General features: G+C 72.8%; 20 protein-coding genes. 11 read left to right on the top strand and 9 right to left on the bottom strand.

All coding sequences use genetic code 11. From position 1 onward, the window contains the following. Positions 1 to 12: 12 nt before the first annotated feature. Positions 13 to 738, top strand: a complete 726-nt coding sequence (locus HD596_RS31705; RefSeq protein WP_185072922.1) for a Clp protease N-terminal domain-containing protein — start codon at positions 13 to 15, stop codon at positions 736 to 738. A 24-nt stretch (positions 739 to 762) separates the two neighbouring features. On the opposite strand, the gene HD596_RS31700 is transcribed toward HD596_RS31705, so the two are convergent. Together HD596_RS31700 and HD596_RS31695 are read right to left on the bottom strand one after the other, a co-directional pair. Continuing rightward, positions 763 to 2,124, bottom strand: coding sequence for a N,N-dimethylformamidase beta subunit family domain-containing protein (locus tag HD596_RS31700; protein ID WP_185072921.1), 1,362 nt, complete (start codon positions 2,122 to 2,124; stop codon positions 763 to 765). 52 nt (positions 2,125 to 2,176) lie between these two features. Continuing rightward, a complete protein-coding gene (locus HD596_RS31695) occupies positions 2,177 to 3,079 on the bottom strand; it encodes a lactonase family protein (RefSeq protein ID WP_185072920.1) in 903 nt (300 codons plus the stop codon). A 31-nt stretch (positions 3,080 to 3,110) separates the two neighbouring features. Between HD596_RS31695 and HD596_RS31690 the strand changes: the two genes are divergently transcribed. Further along, positions 3,111 to 4,022, top strand: a complete 912-nt coding sequence (locus HD596_RS31690) for a bifunctional helix-turn-helix transcriptional regulator/GNAT family N-acetyltransferase (protein ID WP_185072919.1) — start codon at positions 3,111 to 3,113, stop codon at positions 4,020 to 4,022. On the opposite strand, the gene HD596_RS31685 is transcribed toward HD596_RS31690, so the two are convergent. After that, on the bottom strand, positions 3,991 to 6,174 hold the full coding sequence (locus HD596_RS31685) for an MMPL family transporter (protein WP_185072918.1): 2,184 nt from the start codon (positions 6,172 to 6,174) through the stop codon (positions 3,991 to 3,993). The genes HD596_RS31690 and HD596_RS31685 overlap by 32 nt on opposite strands. 97 nt (positions 6,175 to 6,271) lie before the next feature. On the opposite strand from HD596_RS31685, the gene HD596_RS31680 reads away from it, so the two are divergent. Continuing rightward, positions 6,272 to 6,865: a TetR/AcrR family transcriptional regulator gene (locus tag HD596_RS31680; protein WP_185072917.1), complete on the top strand. Its 594-nt coding sequence runs from the start codon at positions 6,272 to 6,274 to the stop codon at positions 6,863 to 6,865. 4 nt (positions 6,866 to 6,869) lie between these two features. On the opposite strand, the gene HD596_RS31675 is transcribed toward HD596_RS31680, so the two are convergent. Both HD596_RS31675 and HD596_RS31670 read right to left on the bottom strand, forming a co-directional pair. Next, a complete protein-coding gene (locus tag HD596_RS31675) occupies positions 6,870 to 7,892 on the bottom strand; it encodes an alkaline phosphatase PhoX (RefSeq protein ID WP_185072916.1) in 1,023 nt (340 codons plus the stop codon). A 228-nt stretch (positions 7,893 to 8,120) separates the two neighbouring features. Then, complete coding sequence (locus HD596_RS31670; protein ID WP_185072915.1) at positions 8,121 to 8,588, bottom strand: Dps family protein; 468 nt, start codon at positions 8,586 to 8,588, stop codon at positions 8,121 to 8,123. Between the two features lie 109 nt (positions 8,589 to 8,697). Here HD596_RS31670 and HD596_RS60570 point away from each other — a divergent pair, with 109 nt between their 5' ends. After that, positions 8,698 to 10,002 carry a MerR family transcriptional regulator gene (locus HD596_RS60570; protein WP_221519610.1) on the top strand — a complete coding sequence of 435 codons (1,305 nt, stop codon included), beginning with the start codon at positions 8,698 to 8,700 and terminating at the stop codon, positions 10,000 to 10,002. Next, positions 9,999 to 12,356, top strand: coding sequence for a VIT domain-containing protein (locus HD596_RS31660; RefSeq protein ID WP_185072914.1), 2,358 nt, complete (start codon positions 9,999 to 10,001; stop codon positions 12,354 to 12,356). Before HD596_RS60570 ends, HD596_RS31660 begins: the two co-directional genes overlap by 4 nt. A gap of 46 nt (positions 12,357 to 12,402) precedes the next feature. Here the strand turns inward: HD596_RS31660 and HD596_RS31655 are convergent, their stop codons facing one another. After that, entirely contained in the window at positions 12,403 to 12,666 is a 264-nt protein-coding gene (locus tag HD596_RS31655; RefSeq protein ID WP_185072913.1) for a YciI family protein, read from the bottom strand. A gap of 72 nt (positions 12,667 to 12,738) precedes the next feature. On the opposite strand from HD596_RS31655, the gene HD596_RS31650 reads away from it, so the two are divergent. The 3 genes from HD596_RS31650 to mmuM all read left to right on the top strand — a co-directional run bounded on the left by HD596_RS31650 (position 12,739) and on the right by mmuM (position 15,235). After that, positions 12,739 to 13,413 carry a Crp/Fnr family transcriptional regulator gene (locus HD596_RS31650; RefSeq protein ID WP_185072912.1) on the top strand — a complete coding sequence of 225 codons (675 nt, stop codon included), beginning with the start codon at positions 12,739 to 12,741 and terminating at the stop codon, positions 13,411 to 13,413. An 88-nt stretch (positions 13,414 to 13,501) separates the two neighbouring features. Next, a complete protein-coding gene (gene otsB / locus HD596_RS31645) occupies positions 13,502 to 14,341 on the top strand; it encodes a trehalose-phosphatase (protein ID WP_185072911.1) in 840 nt (279 codons plus the stop codon). Positions 14,342 to 14,368: 27 nt separating this feature from the next. Continuing rightward, positions 14,369 to 15,235, top strand: a complete 867-nt coding sequence (gene mmuM, locus HD596_RS31640) for a homocysteine S-methyltransferase (RefSeq protein ID WP_185072910.1) — start codon at positions 14,369 to 14,371, stop codon at positions 15,233 to 15,235. A 51-nt stretch (positions 15,236 to 15,286) separates the two neighbouring features. Here the strand turns inward: mmuM and HD596_RS31635 are convergent, their stop codons facing one another. Next, positions 15,287 to 15,715 (bottom strand): DoxX family protein, encoded by a 429-nt coding sequence (locus HD596_RS31635; RefSeq protein WP_185072909.1) that lies wholly within the window; start codon positions 15,713 to 15,715, stop codon positions 15,287 to 15,289. Between the two features lie 82 nt (positions 15,716 to 15,797). On the opposite strand from HD596_RS31635, the gene HD596_RS31630 reads away from it, so the two are divergent. Then, positions 15,798 to 16,259, top strand: a complete 462-nt coding sequence (locus HD596_RS31630) for a MarR family winged helix-turn-helix transcriptional regulator (protein ID WP_185072908.1) — start codon at positions 15,798 to 15,800, stop codon at positions 16,257 to 16,259. A gap of 2 nt (positions 16,260 to 16,261) precedes the next feature. Here HD596_RS31630 and HD596_RS31625 read toward each other — a convergent pair whose 3' ends face one another. After that, complete coding sequence (locus HD596_RS31625) at positions 16,262 to 16,966, bottom strand: lysophospholipid acyltransferase family protein (RefSeq protein ID WP_185072907.1); 705 nt, start codon at positions 16,964 to 16,966, stop codon at positions 16,262 to 16,264. A gap of 162 nt (positions 16,967 to 17,128) precedes the next feature. Between HD596_RS31625 and HD596_RS31620 the strand changes: the two genes are divergently transcribed. Then, complete coding sequence (locus tag HD596_RS31620) at positions 17,129 to 17,887, top strand: alpha/beta hydrolase (RefSeq protein ID WP_185072906.1); 759 nt, start codon at positions 17,129 to 17,131, stop codon at positions 17,885 to 17,887. A gap of 46 nt (positions 17,888 to 17,933) precedes the next feature. After that, complete coding sequence (locus HD596_RS31615) at positions 17,934 to 18,413, top strand: hypothetical protein (protein WP_185072905.1); 480 nt, start codon at positions 17,934 to 17,936, stop codon at positions 18,411 to 18,413. Positions 18,414 to 18,423: 10 nt separating this feature from the next. Here HD596_RS31615 and HD596_RS31610 read toward each other — a convergent pair whose 3' ends face one another. Then, positions 18,424 to 19,572, bottom strand: coding sequence for a hypothetical protein (locus HD596_RS31610; RefSeq protein ID WP_246554989.1), 1,149 nt, complete (start codon positions 19,570 to 19,572; stop codon positions 18,424 to 18,426). Positions 19,573 to 19,587: the final 15 nt, after the last annotated feature.

The raw sequence follows: 19,587 nt of genomic DNA, 5'->3' as shown, positions 1-19,587 counted from the left end.
TATGGTTGACGCATGGACAGAATCGTTCGTCTCGATGACCTCATCACCGCGATCAAGAACCGCCACCCGGACGGCGACCCGCTGCAAGAGCTGGCCGACGCCGTGTCGCTGGGTGAGCACATCGGCGAGGTGGCCGACCATCTGATCGGGCACTTCGTGGACCAGGCCAGGCGGTCCGGGGCGTCCTGGACCGACATCGGGCGCAGCATGGGGGTCAGCAAGCAGGCCGTACAGAAGCGGTTCGTGCCCAAGGACGGGGGTTCCCTGGCCGCGGACCTGCGGGCCTACGCCCGCTACACCGACCGGGCCCGCCGCGTCGTCGTACGGGCGCAGAAGGAGGCCCAGGACGGGGGGCACGGCCACATCGAGGTGGGGCACCTGGTGCTGGGGCTGCTGAGCGAGCCGGACGGGCTCGCGGCCAGGGCCATGGTGACGCTCGGCGCCTCGCCGGAGGCGGTCGCGGAGGCCGCCAGGGCGGCGCTCGGGCCGGGCGGCGAGCCCGCGACCGAGGCGGTGGCGTTCGCGGCGCAGAGCAAGAAGGCGCTGGAGCTGACGTTGCGGGAGGCGCTGCGGCTGGGCCACCCGTTCGTCGGGACCGAGCACCTGCTGCTGGGCGTGCTGTCGCTGGACGACGAGCCGGTGGCCCGGGCGCTGGCCGAGCTGGGCGTGACCAAGGAGCCCGCCGAGCGCGAGATCATCCGGACGCTCGGCGAGATCCTGCGGGAGACCACGTCCTGACCGGGCCGCCCGGAAACCGGCGCGCTAATGAGCGCCGGCGGGCCCCTGGGCGAAGCGGGTCAGGAGGTTGGTGGTCGCGCGGCGGGTGAAGGCCGCGGCGCGGTCGGAGACGCCGTGGCCGCAACGTTTCCCCCGCAACGCGCACACCCAGCGCATCGTCCCCGACGCGAACACCCCCGCCCCGCTGGGCGCCACGTAGTAGGTGCTGTCGGAGTGCGTCGCCCGCCCACCCCCGCAGGAGTACGGCGACTCCGCCAGCACCTGGACGTTCCCCGGCGACCCGCGCGACACCTTGTCGGACTCCACGCCGACCATCCCGGGGAAGCGCCTCCCCTTGGTCCCGGCGAAGATCCAGTGGTGCGGCCGCGTCACCCGGTAGGCGCCCTCCGCCGGGAAGCAGTCGTACATCTGCCCCACCAGCGTGCTCTCCGGCCTGGAGTCCCGCCACAGCCGGCAGAGCCGCTCCTTGTCGCAGGCGAGCGTCCGGTCGTGCATCGCGATCCGCCAGTAGACGGCGTTGGCGCCGAGGAAGGCCAGGTTCGTGCCGGCGTCCCTGGCCTTGGTGACGACCGCGCGCATGCCGGGCGACCAGTACTCGTCGTGCCCCAGCGACACCACCGCGCGGGCGCCGTCGAGCACGCCGGGCTTGAGGTCCAGGTTCGTCAGGTACGCCAGCGGCACGTGGCTCTGCTCGGCCACGGCCAGCGCGTCCTTCTCGAAGTCCAGGAAGAGCCGGGCGCCGACATCGTCGTACGGGCGGTCGAAGGTCACGGCGCGGGAGCGGTCGGCGTACCCGCGCGGGCCCGTGTAGAGGCTGCGGCCGCCCCACCGGTTGTACGCCTGCCAGGTGGTGACCGCGTTCACCAGCACCACCCGGCCGGCGGTGGAGGCCGAGCGCACGGTGATCGGGACGTACCGCTGGGCGCCGGTCGAGGCGTCGAGCCTGATCAGGTACGCGCCCTCGGGCCAGCCCGCGGTGTCCACGGTGAGCGAGGGCCGCCAGTGGGCCGCGCTCACCGTGCCGTCCACGAGCCGCATCGGCGGCTGCCGTACGCCCTGGACGGCGGGCGACTCCCACACCTTGACCGGGTTCGCCCCCATGCGGAAGGCGCGCGCCGAGAAGCGCGGAGCGGTCGTCGAGACCCGCAGCCCGAAGCGCTCGCCCGGCAGGACGCTCACCCGGTCGGCGTAGCCCTCGATCTCGTGCTCCGCGCCGCGCCGGGTGAGGTGCCACGACTCCTGCACCTCCGCGGCGGGCGGAGGCGTCCTGACCTGATCCGGGCGCCGGTCCGGGCGCTGGACCGGGACCGGGGCGGGAGCCGGGGGCGAGCCGCCGCACCCGGCGACGACGACCAGCGACGACAGCATGACGAGGATCTTTCGCACCCGTCCATGGTCATGACCGAACGACCCGGTGAGCCGTGACTTGGCGAACTCCTTACATGATCAGCACGCAGGCCGGGCTTTCGACCTCGTACGACTCCCCCGCGGGCTCGGGCACGCCGTCCTTGAGCCGGAACGCGGCGACGGTGTCGGAGTGCTGGTCGGCCACGTACATGGTGGTCCCGTCTACGGCGAAGTGCCTGGGCCAGTCGCCGCCCGCCGGCACCTCCGCCACGTGCGACAGGTCGGCGGCGCGCAGCACCGTGACGGTGTTGGGGCCGCGGTTGGCGACGTACACGAGGTCGTCGGCGAGCTGGAGGTGGGAGGGGGCGTTCTTGCCATCTGCGCGAGAGGCGGGGACGACCGTGTGCCGCCCGTCCTCGATGAGGGTGACGGTGCCGGTCAGCTCGCCCGCCACGTACAGGCGCGATCCGGAGAAGGCGAAGTGGCGCGGGCCCGTGCCGGGCTCCAGCTTGATCGGCTCCAGCGCGGTGCCGTCGTAGCGGTAGCGGCGGATCTCGTCGGTGCCGAGGTCGGAGACGTGCAGGATCCCATCGTGGAAGACGGCCTCGTGGGCGTGCGGGCCCTCCTGGCGCTCCGGGTCCGGGCCCGAGCCCTGGTGGCGCAGCACGATCGGCTCGCCCTCGAACGCGCCGCGCTCGTCGAGGCGGTAGACGACCGCGACGCCGTCGCCGTAGTTGGCCGCCGCGAGCACGCTGCCGGTCGGGTCCACGGCGACATGGCAGGGCAGCGAGCCTTCGCTCGGCCGCTCGTCCAGCACGTCGAGGGTCTCGCCCACCTGGAACGCGGTGAGCCAGCCGCGTTCGAGCTCGCCCGCCGCGTACAGCACCGGCAGGGTGGGGTGGGCGGCCAGGAACGAGGGCGAGGCCACTCTGGTGAGCCCGCCGCCGACCGTGACGATGCCGGGGCCGTATCCGCCTATGTAGACGCGCTTCACAACCGGGATCCTCTCATGGTTGACTGTAGCAATGAGTTCGTTGACAGAGGCAAGGGTCTCTGAGGTCAGGGCCTTCAACCGGTTCTATACGAAAGTGATCGGCGTGCTGCAGGCGGGCATGCTCGACTCGCCGTACTCGCTGACCGAGGTGAGGGTGCTGTTCGAGCTGGCGCACGCCGCGCCGATGGAGACCGGGGCGCTGCGCTCCCTGCTGGACCTGGACGCGGGCTACCTCAGCCGCATCCTGGCGCGCTTCGAGACCGACGGGCTGATCTCGCGCGAGCGGTCCTCCTCCGACGCCCGCAAGCAGCTCGTACGGCTCACCTCCGCGGGCGAGCGGACGTTCGGGGACCTCGACAGGCGCTCGGCCGAGGAGATCGAGCGGCTGCTGTCCGGGCTGCCGGACGAGAGCCAGGGGCGGCTGGTGGCCGGCATGGCCACGATCAGGGAGCTGCTCGGCGACGGCGGCGCCGGGCAGCCGTACGTGATCAGGCCCCCGCGCCCCGGCGACCTGGGCTGGGTCGTCTACCGGCACGGCGACCTCTACAGCCGCGAGTACGGCTGGGGCACGGAGTTCGAGCAGCTCGTCGCCAGGATCGTCGGCGACCTGGACTTCTCCCGGGACGCCGGGTGGATCGCCGAGGTGGGCGGGGAGCGGGCCGGCTGCGTGTTCTGCGTGCGGCAGGACGAGACGACGGCCAAGCTGCGGATGCTGCTGGTGGAGCCGTCCGCCAGAGGGCTGGGGCTCGGGCGGCGGCTCGTGGAGGAGTGCCTGCGGCACGCGCGGGCCGAGGGGTACAAGCGGATCACGCTGTGGACCCGCGACTGCCTGGTGAGCGCGCGGCGGATCTACCAGGGGGCCGGGTTCGAGCTGGAGTCGGAGGAGAAGGGCGTGGAGAACGGGGTCGAGGTCACCGAGCAGATGTGGTCACGCGACCTCTAGGCCACCAGTTGAGCGGGCCCGCCAGGCGCATCAGGCTCGGCACCAGCACCGCCCTGATCACTGTCGCGTCGACCAGCACGGCCACCGCCATGCCGACGCCCAGCATCTGCACGAACATCACCTGCGCCGTGGCGTAGGCGGCGAACGTGAGCGCCAGGATGCCGCCGGCGGCCGTGATCAGCGGCGCGCCCCGCTGCAGGCCGGTGGCCACGGCCTGCTCGGTGTCGCCGGTCCTGTCGTACTCCTCCTTGATGCGGGAGAGCAGGAAGACCTCGTAGTCCATCGACAGGCCGTAGGCGACGCAGAGCATCAGGATCGGGATGCTGGGGTCGAGCGTGCCCGTCGGGGTGAAGCCGAGGAGGCCGGCGAGGTTGCCGTCCTGGAAGACCCAGACGATGGCGCCGAACATGACGCCCATGCTGAGCAGGTTCAGCAGGGACGCCTTGAGCGGGATGACCAGGCTCCTGGTCATCCCGAAGAGCACCAGGAACGTCACGCCGAGCATGAGCGCCAGCACCAGGGGGAGCCGGTCGACGACGGAGGAGCGGTAGTCGGCCAGCTCGGCCGGGTAGCCGCCGACGAGGACCTCGAAGGGCGGCTCGACGGCGCGTACGGACTCCACCAGCCGCACCGGGTCGCCGGCCAGCGCCTCGGCGGACGGGACCACGGACAGCCAGGTGTCCCAGATCGACCCGCGGCGGAACCTCTCGGGGGCGCCGTCGCCCACCCGGTTCCCGTTCGCGAACGAGCCGGCGGCGGAGTCGACCTGGGCGACCCCGGGGAGCCGGGACAGCGCCACCGCATACTGCGAAATATCGCCTGACGTCTGATTTTTGGGGATTATCTGGATGGCGTCGGTCTCCTCCGCCGGGAAGGACTGCCGGATGATCTCCTGCGTCTGCCGGGACGACGCCTCCGGGGGCAGGATGCGGTCGTCGGCCACGCCGAACCGCAGCCCCAGGAACGGCGAGGCGAGCAGCAGCAGCACCGCCGTGGCCAGCCCGCCGAACACCAGCGGCCGCCGCATCACCCGGACGGCCAGCGCGTGCCAGAACCCCGCCTCCCGCTCCGGCCGGTCCCGCTTGGGGAGCACGGTGCCCCCGATCGAGGCCAGCACGGCGGGCAGCACGATCACCGCCGCGAAGAGCCCGCCGGCGACGACGGCGATGCCCGCGTACGCGAAGGATCTCAGGAAGTCGAACGGCAGCGCGAACAGCACGGCGAGGGACGAGGCCACGGTGAGCCCGCTGAACAGCACCGTCCGCCCCGCGTGCTCCACGGCCCCGGCCACCGCCCTCGCCCGGTCCGCGCCGCGCCGCGTCTCCTCGCGGAAGCGCTGGATGACGAACAGGCAGTAGTCGATGCCGAGCCCGAGCCCCATCGCGAGGGTCAGGTTGAGGGCGAACGTGGAGATCCCGGTGAAGGCCAGGGGCACGCGCAGCAGCGCCAGCCCGATCACCATCGCGAACACCCCGGCCAGGATCGGCACCAGGGCCGCCATGGCGCGCCGCTGGTAGAGCCAGAGCAGCGCGAAGGCCAGCGGGAAGATGACCAGCTCGGCCCGTACGAAGTCCTGCCGGGACAGCGGCACGGTCTCCCTGAAGACCTCCTCCCCTCCCCCGGCCCGCACCTGGAGCAGGCCGGTGCCCTGCGTGATCGCGGGCACGAGCCGGGGCAGCACCTGCCCGCGCACGTGGTCGGCGTCCCCGGGGATGCGCACCACGATCAGCGCGTGCCTGCCGTCCTCGCTGCGCATGGTGGCGGGCCTGCCGCGGGTCCAGTACGAGGCGGACTCGGCGACCCCCTCCTGCCCGCCGATCCGCGCGGTCAGCGCCCTGCCCTCGGCCTCGACCGCGGGATCGTCCACGGTGCCGGCCTTCGCGGTCACCAGGAAGATCATGTCGGGGCTGCCCGTCCCGAACCGCCGTACCAGCTCGGCCTGCGCCCGGTCCGACTCCGACCCCGGAGCCTCGAACCTGGCCAGCGACAGCCGCGGCACCGCCCCGGCCGCCAGCGCCGCGGCGACGGCGAGCACGACCAGGGCCAGGGCGAGCACGGCCCGGCGGCGCCGGACGAGCAGGAATCCCAGCCTGCGCAGCGGCGGCCCGCCCGGCTTCGTGTGGACCGGCCGTAGCCGCGTGTTCAGCGCCATGTAAGGTGCCCCCGCCTCAAAACTCGGTAAACTACTCGTGTTTGCTCTCTGAACCAGGAATACAAGTAAATGCTCGCATTTGTCAACGAGGAGACCCATGCCTGAACGCACGGTCCGCCGGCAGGCGCGCGGCCTGAAGCGCATGGCGGAGATCCTCGACGCCGCAGAGTCGGTGATCGCCGAGGTCGGATACCCGGACATGACGACGAACCACGTCGCCACGCGGGCGGGGATGTCGCCCGGGTCGCTCTACCAGTTCTTCCGCAACAAGGAGGAGATCCTCGACGGGCTCGTGGCCCGCTACACCGACGACCGGCAGGAGTTCTGGGCCGCCCGGCTGGCCGCCGTCACCCCGGAGGTGCCACTGGAGGCGCTGGTGGGGCAGGTCGTGGACGAGAGCGTCAGGTTCAAGAGCACGTCACCGGCGTACTGGTCGCTCCTGTACGGGTCGGCGACGGGCGACCAGCTGGCCTCGGCCTCGAAGCGGCTGCACGACGACATCGCCCGGCAGGTCGCGGCCATGCTCCGCCGCCGCTCCCCCGGCCTGGCGCAGGAGCGCGCCGCGCTCATGGGGACGATGGCCGTGGCCATGGTGAAGGCGGTGATGCCGCTGGTCACCACCGCGACGCCGGAGCGCAGCGCGGAGCTGGTGGCGGAGCTGAAGCTCGCCCTGGTCCGCTACCTGACGTGAGCGGTCAGCCGCGGAAGGGGCCGGCCACCTCGAAGGTGTGACCCTCGGTGCGGCCGCGCCGGGCCGAGAAGTAGAGCCGCTCGCCCTCCGGCGAGAACGCCAGCCCGGTCAGCTCCGCCCCGGCGTGCCCCTCCAGCCTGAGGAACGGCGTGACCGCGCGGTCGGGGGTGATGACGTCGATCTCCGTCGTCTCCCTGGCCACGTACAGGTCGCCGGAGGGGGCGGCGGTGATGGCGCGCACGCCCTCGCACAGCCGCTCGAGCGCGGAGGTCTGCGCGTCGTAGGCCCACAGGCCCGTGTCGCCCTTGGTCGTGAAGTAGCACACCCCGCCCGCGTAGTGGCAGCCGTCGCCGCCGTCGAAGTGGCGGGCGTCCTCGACCTGGTGGCGGGCCTCCGTGCGCAGCGCCGCCGGCGAGGGCACCACCTGCCAGTGACCCGAGGAGCACAGCACCTCCAGCGTGCCCTCCGTCAGGTCGCCCCAGTCGCTCGGCCGGAACCGGTAGAAGCAGCCGTCGGGCTCGTCCTCGGTCATGTAGACGACGCGCCGCTCGGGGTCGCAGGCGGCGGCCTCGTGCTTGAAGCGGCCCATGGCCAGGCGGGGGCGGGCGGCGCGGGCGCCGTACGGGTCGCACTCGAAGACGCGGCCGCGGTGGCCCAGCTCGCACGACAGCCAGGTGTGCCACGGCGTGGCGCCGCCGGCGCAGTTGAGGTCGGTGCCCGACAGGATGCGGTAGGCGTCGCCGATGGTGCCGTCGGCGCGGAAGCGCAGCGCCGACGCGCCGCCGAGCAGGGGCAGCTCGGAGTTGGACACGTAGATCCAGCCGGCGCCGTCGGGGAAGCAGGCGCCGCCGTCGGGGGCCGCGTGCCAGGTCAGCCCGGCGACCTTGTGGCCCGAGCGGGCCACCACCCTGCCGGTGAAGCCCGAAGGCAGCGCGAGCCCGTCGGGGCCCGGCAGGCCGAGCGGTCCGTACGGACTGATGCCGCCCGGCAAGAGCGGGCCCGTGCGGAGGAGAGTCTTGTGGGACATCGTGGGGCCTCCCTCTAGGTGCCACGCTAGTCGACCGCACCGACATGAATGGCAGGGACTCGCGACATCAAACTCTGCGCAAACCCCGGACCCCCACCGCGCGATCATCCGGCTAACTCACGCCTGCGAGCCGCCGACCTGCGCTTCTCCGTCAAGCGTCGGCGTCTCGCTCGCGGCATGACAAAGCCCGGGATCCCGTCCGTACGGGCTCCCGGGCTTGCCGGCGGGTCAGGCCTGGGCCTGGAACATCCAGTGCTGCTTGTCGATCTCCTGCGCCACCGCGATGAGCAGGTCCTGGGTGACCGGGTCGGGCTCGTCGGTGGCCCGTACGCGCTCGTGCATCCGCCTGCTGACGCCCTGCAGCACGTCGGTGATCGTCGCCACGACCTTGCCGTCCTCGATCCAGCCGGACTCGGGTTGCTGGAGCTTCGTGGACCTGGCGACCGTGGCGGAACGCCCGTCCGGGTTGATCCCCAGGGCGACGGCGCGTTCGGCGATGGTGTCCATGTGGGTCCGGGCGAGATCGGTGAGCTCGTCGAGCTGGAGGTGGATCGGGCGGAAGTGCGGGCCGATGAGGTTCCAGTGCGCCTGCTTGGCGACCAGCGAGAGGTCGATGAGGTCGACCAGGGCGCCCTGCAGGGCTTCCGCGACGGTGTCCTTGGCATCACCCGAGAGTGGGCCGGTGATCATGGCCATGTCCTATTCCTCCCCGTCGATCGGACTTTTTCCCTATTTAGAACGACATGGCGGCGGCCATTCTTCCGCATTGTTGACAGTGTAATAATGACAGTGTCACTGTGGAGGCATGAGCGACAAGGGGCCCCTTGGTGGGCCCATCGGTGGGCCCATCGGAGGGCCGGTCGGTTGGACCATCGGCGAGCTGGCCGAGCGCGCGGCGCTGGCGCTGCGCGCGGGCTCGGACGGCGCACCGGCCCTCAACGGCCGGGTCCGCGATGTGCCCGGCGAGCGGCTGATCAGGTGGTATACGACGATCGGGCTGGTGGACCCGCCGCTGACCAGGCGCGGCCGCATCGCCCAGTACGGCCGGCGGCACCTGCTGCAACTCGTGGCCGTGAAACGGCTGCAGGCCGCCGGGCACTCGATCGCCGAGATCCAGACGGCCCTGGCGGGCGCCACGGACCGCATGCTGGAAACCGCCGCGGGCCTGGCTCCGGCGTCCGGGACGACCTCGAACGGGACGCCGGGGATACCGGATGCGGCATCGGGAACGCCGCGTGTGGGCACTTCCCCTGTGACCGGCGCCAGGCGCGACCGGAGGGGCATCGACCCAAGCGAGGCCCCCGACGACGCACACCCGGGAAACGGCGCCCGCCCGGGCAGGGGCGCGGCTGAGCGCAGGACGTCCGAGCGCGACGCGCCGCGGGCCGGTGGCGATGCGCGGGCCGGCGGTACGCGAGGCGATGGCGCGCGGGCCGGTGGCGCGCAGGCCGGTGGCGATGAGCGGGCCGGCGGTGCGCGGGCCGGTGGCGATGAGCGGGCCGGCGGTGCGCGGGCCGGCGATGCGCGGGGCGATGACGCGCAGGCCGGTGGCGCGCGGGGCGGTGGCGATGAGCGCGCGGGCGGGGATGCCCGCGTGGGTGGCGACGTGCCCGCGGGTGCCGACGTGCGCGCCCGGGGTGATGAGGTGCTGGGCACGGCCGGAGCCGGGCGTGATCGGCAGGGTGGCGTGCGCGGCGATCGGGAGCCCACGCGGGGGCGGTTCTGGGCCGAGCGGCCGGGGAAGGGCAGCGGGCGGGCTCCAGAAGCGGCCGATCAGCCGACCGAGCCGGCCGACGAGCTCCACAGCAGGCCGAGCACGCCCGACGCGCCGGGCAGGGCGCGTTCGCCCGCGCCGGGCGGGGTCCCGGAGAGGGTCCCGAGCGGCGTCCCTGAGACCGCGCCAAGCGGGGTGGCTGAGGGCGGTCGTGGTGGCGTGCGCGGGAGCGGGCCGGGGGGCCCGGGTGGGGCGGTTGTTGTGGGGGTCAGGTTGGGGGACGGGGTGCGGCTGGTGCTGGATGCGGGCCGGGTCCCGTCCGAGGAGGACGTTCAGGCGGTGCTGGCGGCGGCAGGGCCGTTGCTCGCGGTGCTCGAGGAAAAGGAGCTGATATGAAGATCACTTCGCTGGAGCCCGCACGGTGCCTGCCGGTGCCGGACGCCGGGTTCGGCGCGCTGCGGACCGAGCGCGGCAACCTGCCGCTCGAGAGCGTGGACGTGAACGCCGACCTCTCCGGCCTCATCGCCGGGGTCGAGGTGACGCAGGGGTTCAGGAATCCGTTCGACGTCACCCTGGAGGCCACCTACGTCTTCCCGCTGCCCGACCGGGCGGCCGTCACCGGGTTCAGGATGGAGGCCGACGACCGGGTGATCGAGGGCGTGCTGAAGGAGCGCGCCCAGGCCCGGGCCGACTACGACCAGGCGTTGCGCGAGGGCAGGCGGGCGGCGATCGCCGAGGAGGACCGGCCCGACGTGTTCACGATCCGGGTGGGCAACATCCTGCCCGGCGAGCGCGTCTCGGTCCGGCTGACCATGAGCCAGCCCCTGCCGTACGAGGACGGGGCGGCCACGTTCCGCTTCCCGCTGGTCGTGGCCCCGCGCTACATCCCGGGCAGCCCCGTCGACGGACCCTCGGCGGGCGACGGCGTGGCGCCGGACACCGACGCGGTGCCGGACGCGTCCAGGATCAGCCCGCCTGTCCTGCTGCCCGGCTTCCCCGACCCGGTGCGCCTGTCGCTGAGCGCGACCGTGGACGCGGCCGGGCTGGAGCTGCGCGAGCTGGCCTCCAGCCTGCACGTGGTGGAGGAGGAGGGCCACACGGTACGCCTACGCCCCGGCGAGCGGCTCGACCGCGACTTCATCCTGCGGCTGTCGTTCGACGCGTCCACGTCCCTGCAGCTCGACGGCCCGCCCGGGCAAGGGGGGACGTTCGCGCTCACCGTCGTCCCGCCGCCGCTCCAGTCCGCGCGCACGCCGCGCGACCTGGTGCTGGTGCTCGACCGTTCCGGCAGCATGGGCGGCTGGAAGATGGTCGCCGCGAGGAGGGCCGCCGCCCGGATCGTCGACACGCTGACGGCCCAGGACAGGTTCGCGGTGCTGACGTTCGACTCGGTGGTGGAGGAGGCGTTCGAGGGCCTGGTGGAGGCGTCCGACCGCAACCGCTACCGCGCCGTCGAGCACCTCGCCCGGGTGGACGCCCGCGGCGGCACCGAGCTGCTGGAGCCGCTGCGCCGGGCCGTCGCCCTGCTGGGTGGCCGGAACGAACGCGAACGGGTCGTGGTCCTGGTCACCGACGGCCAGGTGGGCAACGAGGACCAGATCCTGGAGCAGGCGGGCGGCGCCCTGTCGGCGATGCGCGTGCACACGGTCGGCATCGACCGCGCCGTGAACGCCGGCTTCCTCGGCCGCCTGGCCGGGCTCGGCGCGGGCCGGTGCGAGCTGGTCGAGTCGGAGGACCGGCTGGACGCGGCCATGGAGCAGATCCACCGCAGGATCGGCGCTCCCCTGGTGACCGACCTCTCCCTCAAGGGGCTCGAGCTCGAGCCGGACACCGTCACCCATCTCGGGTCGATCTTCCCGGGCGTGCCGCTGCGCGTCTACGGGCGCCACCGCGGGGGCTCCTCGCTGACCGTGCGCGGCCTGGCGGCCGGAGGGCCGTGGGAGGAGCAGGTCACGGGCGTGACGGTGGACAATCCGGCCATCCAGGCGGTGTGGGCCCGCGCGCACCTGCGGGAGCTGGAGGACCGGTACGCCATGGGCGAGCACGACCTGGAGCCGAGGATCGTGCGGACGTCACTGGAGTACGGCGTGCTGTGCCGCTTCACCGCGTACGTGGCGGTCGACACCAGGCAGGTCGCCGACGGAGGGCCGGAGCACCGGGTCATCCAGCCGGTCGAGCCGCCGAGCGGATGGGAAATGCCGCAGAACCCGCCGAGGATGGGCTTCATGGCCCAGGCGGCGGTGATGGCCGCCCCGCCGGCCGCCCCGCGGATGCGGATGCCGGACCCCGGTCTCGGTCCCGCCGACACGGCGCCGGACTTCCTGACCGGCGGACCGGCAGGGGGCGGAGGGGGGTTCGCGGGGCCGGCCCCCGCCGCGCCGAGCATGCCCGGTGGAGGCAGGCGCGCCGGCGGGTGGGCGCCGAAGTTCGCGCCGCGCCCCGCCGCCCACCCGCTGGACTCGGTCAGGCCGCAGCTGGTGGCCGAGCTCGACCGGCTGAAGGCGCTGCCCATGGCCGACCTGCTCTACCTGGCGGACCTGGGCTCGCGGCTGGCGGCGCTGGCGGCCTACCTCGGGGGCAACGCGGAGCTGGAGGCGCTGGCCCGCGAGCTGGAGGCCGCCGAGCGACCGGGCGGCGACGCCCAGACCCTGCACGACCGGGCGGTGGAGGTCCTCACGGCCCTCGTGGGCGGCTCCGGCCCGGGCGGGTCCGGCGGCCCGCGCCGCGGGCCCTTCTGGAAGCGCTCGTAGGCGTGCTCCCCGGGGGCCCGGCCGGGCCCCCGGGGAGCCACAGGGGTCACAGGATCGGGGTCCACTGCTTCATGAGGACGACCTCGTAACCGTTCACCGCCGTGTACGGATCCTCCCGGAGGATGCCGCGCAGCTCGGCCTCGTCCGCCACCTCGTACACGTGCAGCGCCCCCGAATCGTCCGCCCAGGGCCCGGCGGTCACCAGCCGTCCCTGGTCCTTGAGCCGCCGCAGGTGTTCGCGGTGCGCGGGACGCGCCGCGAGGCGGCCGGGGTCGCCGTCGAAGGCCAGGTGGAGTACGTATCTCGCCATGCCCGGCACGCTAGGGGCCCCGGGGCCGGCGGTCAGCATCGCCGGGCACCGGGCTGGTGTATATCGGGATACATGACGTACACGCTGGCCGACCTGCCGATGTTCGGCGGGCTCGGCGACGGGCGGCTGGGCGCGCTCGCGGCGCTGTCGCGGCGCCGGCGCTACCCGGCCGGGCAGGTGCTGTGCACCGAGGGCGACCCGGCGGAGCACCTGATCGTGCTGCTCGACGGGCGGGTCAAGGCCGGGCGGGTGAGCGCCGAGGGCAAGGAGGTGGTGCTCGCCGTGGAGGAGGCGCCCGTGGCGTTCGACAAGACGGCCCTCCTCGTGGACGGCCCGCACCGGGCGACGCGGACGGCCATGACGGCGGTGGAGGTGGCCTACCTGCCGCGCTCGGCGGTGCTGGAACTCCTCGCCGCCGAACCCTCCGTCGCGGCCCGGCTGCTGCGGACGCTGGCCGCCACCGTACGGGACCTCGACGAGCGGCTCACCGACGCGGCGGTGCGCGACGTGCCCTCCCGCGTGGCCACCTGGCTGGTACGGCGCTGCGCCACGGGCCGGGTGCCGCTCCACGCGGGACAGGCCGGCCTCGGGGCCGAGATCGGCGCGACCAGGGTGAGCGTCAACCGGGCCCTGCGCGGGTTCGAGCGGCGGGGCATGATCGAGATCAGGGCCGGCGAGGTGGTCGTGCTGGACCCGCGCGCCCTCTCCCGCCTGGCCGCCCTCCCGGCCCCGGACGAGGCGTCGTGATCATGAACGGCGGGTGGCGGGCAAGGGCCGGGAAATTCACGGGAAGGCGTCTGTCCGACCCGGTCGCGCTGTTCTATCGTCGGTGAGCATGGCGACCTCTCGCGCCCCGCTCCGCTTCGCCGAAGCAGTGTCCGCCACCGTCTCGGAGAGCGCCGGATCCGGCTTCTTCTTCGACTACGACGGCACCCTCGCCCCCATCATGCGCGACCCCGGCGCGGTGTTCCCCGTGGCCGGCGCGGTGGCCAGGCTGCAGGTGCTGGCCAGGCTCGTGAGCAAGGTCGCGATCGTGTCCGCCCGCCCGGCCGCGTACCTGCGCGACCGCTTCTCGGGCGCTCCCCAGCTGCGCCTGTTCGGCCTGTACGGCATGCAGACCGTCGAGGACGGCCGCGTGCGCACGGACGCCGAGGCCGAGCTGTGGGCCCCAGTCATGCGGCGGGTGGCCGAGGAGGCCGCCCGCGACCTGCCGCGCGAGATCCTCATCGAGGACAAGGCGCTGATCGTGGCGCTGCACTACCGCTCGGCCCCCGCGCTGCGCGGCGCGGTCGAGCGGTGGTCGTCCCGCAAGGCGGCCGAGCTGGGGCTGCGGGAGCAGTACGGGCGCATGGTCGTCGAGCTCAGGCCGCCCGTCGAGCGCGACAAGGGCACGGTCGTCGCCCGCGAGATCGAGACGCTGACCCGCGCCTGGTACTTCGGCGACGACCTCTCCGACGGCCGGGCGTTCGACGCGCTGCGCGGCAGGGAGGAGCGGGACCCGGCCTTCATGGGCGTCCGGGTCGCGGTGGCAAACACCGAGACGGGCGACGAGCTGGCCCGCGTGGCGGACTTCACGGTGGCCTCGCCCGAGGACACGCCGGCCCTGCTCGACCACGTGATCAGCGCCTTCCCCGGGCGGCCTCCGGCGGTGGGCGCGGGTTCACGCCACCGGTAGGCGGCCGCGGGCCCGTACGCTGGTGGGGTGACTGCACTTGTCCTGGACGGCGGCCTGTCCACCCAGCTCGAACGGCTCGGCGCCGACCTCGGCGACGAGCTCTGGTCGGCGCGGCTGCTGCTGGAGCGGCCCGAGCTGATCCGGCGCGCCCATGCCGACTACTTCGCCGCGGGGGCCGACGTGGCCACGACCGCCAGCTATCAGGCCACGATCGCCGGGTTCGTCCGGCGCGGCCTGGACGTGGCGGCGGCCGAGCGGCTGATCAGGCTGTCGGTCGAGCTGGCCGCGCAGGCACGCGACGAGGCCGGGCACGGGCTGGTGGCGGCCTCGATCGGCCCGTACGGCGCCTTCCTGGCCAACGGCGCCGAGTACACCGGCGACTACGACCTCGACGAGGACGGCCTGTTCGACTGGCACCTGCCGCGCTGGGAGATCCTCGCCTCGGCCGGGGCCGACCTGCTGGCCTGCGAGACGATCCCGTCCTATCCCGAGGCCCGGGTGCTGGCCAGGCTGCTGGCCCGCACGCCCGGGGTGAAGGCGTGGGTGAGCTTCTCCTGCCGTGACGGCGAGCGGCTCAACGACGGCACGCCGATCACCGAGGCGGCCGCGCTGTTCGGCGGAAACCCGCAGGTGGTGGCCGTCGGGGCCAACTGCACCGCGCCGCGACACATCCCCGGGCTGATCTCGTGCCTGGCGGGCGGGCTGCCCGTGGTGGTCTACCCCAACTCGGGCGAGACGTGGGACGCCGGGCACCGCCGGTGGCTGGGGCTGGCCGACCCGGTGGAGTTCGGGCAGGCGGCCAAGGAGTGGCAGCTGGCGGGCGCGTCGCTGATCGGCGGGTGCTGCCGTACGACGCCCGAGCACATCGCGCAGATCCGCGCCCACCTCTCCTGAAACGCGGCGGGACCCCCGCGCACGCGCGCGGGGGTCCCGGAGAAGAGGCCGTCAGGCGAGCGCCGACTCGGGGCTGCGGCGGCGGGCCAGGACGTTGTCCAGGGCCAGCGCGCCCCCGCCCGTGAAGCCGATGGCCAGGCTGGCCGCGGCCAGCGCCAGGACGAACTCGTAGCCGCCCTCGCCGGCGCTGAAGCCGCTCGCGCCGTGCACGAACACGATGGCGCCCACCATGTCGAGGGCCAGCAGCGTGCCCGCGATCGGCAGCGCGGCCCCCAGGATCAGCGCGAGCCCGCCGGCCACCTCCAGCACGGCGACGGCGGGAGCGGCCACGGAGGCCAGCGGAATGCCCGCGGACTCGAAGAACTTGGTCGTGCCCGCGATGCCCATGGTCGCGAACTTCTGGTAGCCGTGGACGAGGAAGATCACGCCGATGGCGATCCTCGCGAGCAGCAGGACGACGGGGCGCGCCTGGCCGATCATGCGATCTCCTTTGTGGTGGTTCAGATTTGAACGACAACCCTAGCATCGATTGTTCAAATCTGAACGACAGTAGACTGAACCGGTGACGGACCCCCGATGGCTTGACGCGACGGAGATGGCGGCGTGGCGCGCCTTCCTGTCCACCGCCCACCTGCTCGAACGGCGGATCGAGGAGCAGCTCAAGGCCGCGGCCGGGCTGACCCATCCGCAGTACGAAATCCTGACTTTGCTGTCGGAGACGCCGGGCCGTCAGATGCGCATGACCGAGCTGGCCAAGGGCGTCGTGGTGTCGAAGAGCGCGCTGACGTACCAGATCACCCAGCTCGAGAAGGCGGGCCTGGTGGAACGCGCCACCTGCCCCGGCGACGAGCGCGGGGTGCTGGCGGTGCTCACCGAGGCGGGCGTGCGCTGCCTGGAACGGGTGGCGCCGGGTCACCTGGAGGTCGTGCGCGCGTACCTGATCGACCGGATCAGCCGCGAGGAGCTGCGCACGATGACCAGGGCCATGCGGAAGACCGAGGCGGTCTTACGCGCCTCGGGGTGACCTCACCCCTTGGCGGCGGCGCGCGCGGCGCGCTCCAGCTCGACCTTGGCGCTCGCGGCGTACTTGTCGACGTATTCCTGCCCGGACAGCTCCATCAGGGCGTACATGATCTCGTCGGTCACGGCGCGCAGCACCAGCCGGTCGTCCTCCATCCCGTAGTAGCGGGAGAAGTCGAGCGGCTTGCCGAACTTGACGCCCGGCCGGATCCCGAGCTTGGGCAGCGGCCGCCCCGGCGGCATCATCTCGTAGGTGTTGATCACGGCCCACGGGATCACCGGCGCCCGCGACTCCAGGGCGAGCCTGGCCACGCCGGTCTTGCCCTTGTAGAGGCGGCCGTCGGGAGAGCGGGTGCCCTCGGGGTAGATGCCGAGGAGGTGGCCCTCGCGCAGGATGCGCAGACCGGTGCGGAGCGCCGCCTCGCTCGCCTTGCCGCCGGAGCGGTCGATCGGCACGGTGCCGACGCCGCTGAAGAACAGCCGGGTGAAGAAGCCCTTGATGCCGCGCCCGGTGAAGTAGTCGGCCTTGCCGAGCGAGATGACCTTGCGCCGGATCTGCAGCGGGCCGAAGAAGTGGTCGGCGAACGACAGGTGGTTGCCGGCCAGGATCGCGGGCCCCTGTTTCGGCACGTTCTCCGCGCCCTCGGTCCACGGCCGGAAGACGGCGAGGAGGAACGGACCCAAGATGGCCTTGACCACCCAGTAGAACACTCCGGCACCTCTTCTCCAGCGCGTTACGTGTGAGCAGAGTCATCTTCCCACCTAGAACACGATGCTCCTACATCAGCTCTCGCACAAACACCCCGGAACGTGCGACGATCGGGCCGTTCCCGGAGGAATCTGCCCGGAATGAAACTGCATGGAGGAGCTGTTATGCCGCTCATGCCAGGCGCGGAGCCGTACCACCATCGAGCGGGCCAGATCGGTGTGCTGCTCTGCCATGGGTTCACCGGCACGCCACAGTCGCTGCGGCCCTGGGGGGAGTTCCTGGCCGCGCACGGGGTGAGCGTCTCGCTGCCCCGCCAGCCGGGACACGGCACCACGTGGCAGGAGATGAACAGGACGCGCTGGGAGGACTGGTACGCCGAGGTGGAGAAGGCGTTCGCGGACCTCCAGGGGCGCTGCCCGGACGTGTTCGTGGCGGGGCTGTCGCTGGGCGGCTGCCTGGCGCTGCGACTCGCCGAGGTGCACGGCCCGGCGATCGCCGGCGTGATCGCGGTCAACCCGTCGATCGCGAACGACGTGCCGCTGCTCAAGCTCGCTCCGCTGCTCAAGTGGTTCGTGCCGTCGGTGCCGGGCGTCGCCAACGACGTCAAGAAACCCGGCGTGTCCGAGCTGGCCTACACCCGCACCCCGGTGAAGGCGGCCGCGTCGCTGCCCGCGCTGTGGTCGCTGGTGCAGGCCGACCTGGCTAAAGTGACGCAACCACTGCTGGTCTTCCACAGCACGGAGGACCACGTGGTCAAGCCGACGAGTGTGGCGATCATCCGCGCGAAGGTCCCACAGGCCACGATCGAGGAGCTAAGCGATAGCTACCATGTTGCGACGCTTGACAACGATGCCGACAGGATCTTTGCCGGGAGCCTCGACTTCATCCGGACACATGCCTCGGTACCCTTGCAGAGGGACTGATCGCACCCAGGGGGAAGTCGCGATCGCTGTGGAGAGGTCCATCTAGGTGACGCCCCAGAGTGACGAGGACGAGGTCTGGCGGCAGATCGTCGCGTCCTTCAACGACACCGCCGAGCGCGACTCGGCCGACCAGCCATGGCCGGACAGCGAGAACGTCCCCGCCGAGCCCACCCGCCGAGTGGTGAAACCCTCGGAGGAGCCCGAGCCCGACGAGGACTCCTACAACGACTCCTACAAGGACTCCTACAAGGACTCAGCGGACGACGAGGAGGAGGACGAGGGGCACTTCGAGCCGCCTGCGCCGCCCCCGCTGCCCAAGCTCGACCTGCCCACCAAGCTGGCGTGGGTGGCGCTGTTCGGCGGCCCCGCCTATCTCCTGGTGGCCGCGATGGCGAGCTGGCACATGGAGGGCTGGGCGCTGTTCACGGCCGTGGCGGCGTTCATCGGCGGGTTCGTGGCGCTGGTGGTGCGCATGGGCGACGGGCCGCCCAACGACTCCGGCTGGGACGACGGCGCCGTGCTGTAGGGGGGCGCCGCTAGGACTTGGCGGTGGTGGTCTTGGGCGCGAACGACTCGACCACGTCGGTGTAGCGGTCGCGGGTGTCGACCGCGTGCCCGACCGCCCACACCGTGCCCTTGCCGGGCAGGTAGGCCACCGCCTGGAGGCGCACGCTGCTGCGGCCCCGCATGGCCCCGCCGCGGATGGTCGCGCACTCGCCCTTCTCGCAGCGCAGCATGAACGGCTCGGCGGCCCGCGCCGGGTCGTAGCCGGTGATCCAGAAGCGGCCCTTGCCGTCGCCGGTCACGCCGTAGAGGCGGGCGTCGGAGACGGGCACCGGCTGCTCGCTCCAGCGCTTGCCGTTCCAGGTGAGCACGAGCGGCAAGACCTCGCCGGGCCCGCGGTAGACGCCGCCGACGGCCACCGCCCGCTTGGCGCTGTCGACCTGCAGGTCACGCAGGTAGCCGCCGGGGATCGAGGGCACCGGCATGGACTTCCACGAGCCGCCCGAGTAGTGCACGATCAGCGGCTCGGAGCCGGTGTCGCCGACGGCGAACCCGCCGGCCACCGCGTAGAGCGCGCCCTTCTCCTTGGTCTGCTGCACGGTCCAGGAGTTGCCCTGGCCGGTGAGGATGAGGCCCTGCCGGTCGCGGCTGCCGACCGCCACGACCCGCCCCGGCCTGGCGTCCACGCCGCCCAGCCAGTCTCCCGCCCGCAGGATCGGGGTGGGGGGGCGGTCGTCGTCGCTGGGGATGCTCTGCGGCCTGATCCGGTCGAACCCGCCGGCGTCGCCGTGGGCCAGGTACGGCAGCCCGTCGTGCCCGTCGCCGACCGCCCACACGTCGGACGGCCCGGCCACGGCCAGGCCGCGCAGGTTTCCCGCGGCGCTGGCGTCGCGGATGGCGACCTCGGACCAGCCGCTGCCGTTCCAGTGGCGGATGGTGCCGCGGTTCTTCCAGACGTCCCAGATCTCCTGCTGCCCGACCGCCCACACGTCGTTGGAGGAGACGGCCAGCACGTCGGACAGTGAACCGTCGGCCTGCAGGCGCGCGCTTGTCGACTGCTGCCACGCCTCCATGGTGGCGGGGCGGCGGGGTTCGGCATGCGCGGCGGGCGTGACCTGCGTCAAGGCCACGGACGTCGCCAAGATCAAGGAGAGCGCACGCCGCTGATAGCGACGGGTCATGAGCAAATGCTACGG

The organism is Nonomuraea jabiensis, from assembly GCF_014204795.1.
GTDB lineage: Bacteria > Actinomycetota > Actinomycetes > Streptosporangiales > Streptosporangiaceae > Nonomuraea > Nonomuraea jabiensis.
This window is presented reverse-complemented; position numbering and strand designations above follow the sequence as displayed.

What these genes read in the sequence shown, in the direction of transcription:
- HD596_RS31620 (WP_185072906.1), top strand. Translation starts at nt 17,129, where the DNA reads ATGCCGCTCATGCCAGGCGCGGAGCCGTACCACCATCGAGCGGGCCAG.
- otsB (WP_185072911.1), top strand. Translation starts at nt 13,502, where the DNA reads ATGGCGACCTCTCGCGCCCCGCTCCGCTTCGCCGAAGCAGTGTCCGCC.
- HD596_RS60570 (WP_221519610.1), top strand. Translation starts at nt 8,698, where the DNA reads ATGAGCGACAAGGGGCCCCTTGGTGGGCCCATCGGTGGGCCCATCGGA.
- HD596_RS31655 (WP_185072913.1), bottom strand. Translation starts at nt 12,666, where the DNA reads ATGGCGAGATACGTACTCCACCTGGCCTTCGACGGCGACCCCGGCCGC.
- HD596_RS31685 (WP_185072918.1), bottom strand. Translation starts at nt 6,174, where the DNA reads ATGGCGCTGAACACGCGGCTACGGCCGGTCCACACGAAGCCGGGCGGG.
- HD596_RS31675 (WP_185072916.1), bottom strand. Translation starts at nt 7,892, where the DNA reads ATGTCCCACAAGACTCTCCTCCGCACGGGCCCGCTCTTGCCGGGCGGC.
- HD596_RS31610 (WP_246554989.1), bottom strand. Translation starts at nt 19,572, where the DNA reads ATGACCCGTCGCTATCAGCGGCGTGCGCTCTCCTTGATCTTGGCGACG.
- HD596_RS31635 (WP_185072909.1), bottom strand. Translation starts at nt 15,715, where the DNA reads ATGATCGGCCAGGCGCGCCCCGTCGTCCTGCTGCTCGCGAGGATCGCC.
- HD596_RS31650 (WP_185072912.1), top strand. Translation starts at nt 12,739, where the DNA reads ATGACGTACACGCTGGCCGACCTGCCGATGTTCGGCGGGCTCGGCGAC.
- HD596_RS31705 (WP_185072922.1), top strand. Translation starts at nt 13, where the DNA reads ATGGACAGAATCGTTCGTCTCGATGACCTCATCACCGCGATCAAGAAC.
- HD596_RS31680 (WP_185072917.1), top strand. Translation starts at nt 6,272, where the DNA reads ATGCCTGAACGCACGGTCCGCCGGCAGGCGCGCGGCCTGAAGCGCATG.
- HD596_RS31690 (WP_185072919.1), top strand. Translation starts at nt 3,111, where the DNA reads ATGAGTTCGTTGACAGAGGCAAGGGTCTCTGAGGTCAGGGCCTTCAAC.
- HD596_RS31660 (WP_185072914.1), top strand. Translation starts at nt 9,999, where the DNA reads ATGAAGATCACTTCGCTGGAGCCCGCACGGTGCCTGCCGGTGCCGGAC.
- HD596_RS31670 (WP_185072915.1), bottom strand. Translation starts at nt 8,588, where the DNA reads ATGGCCATGATCACCGGCCCACTCTCGGGTGATGCCAAGGACACCGTC.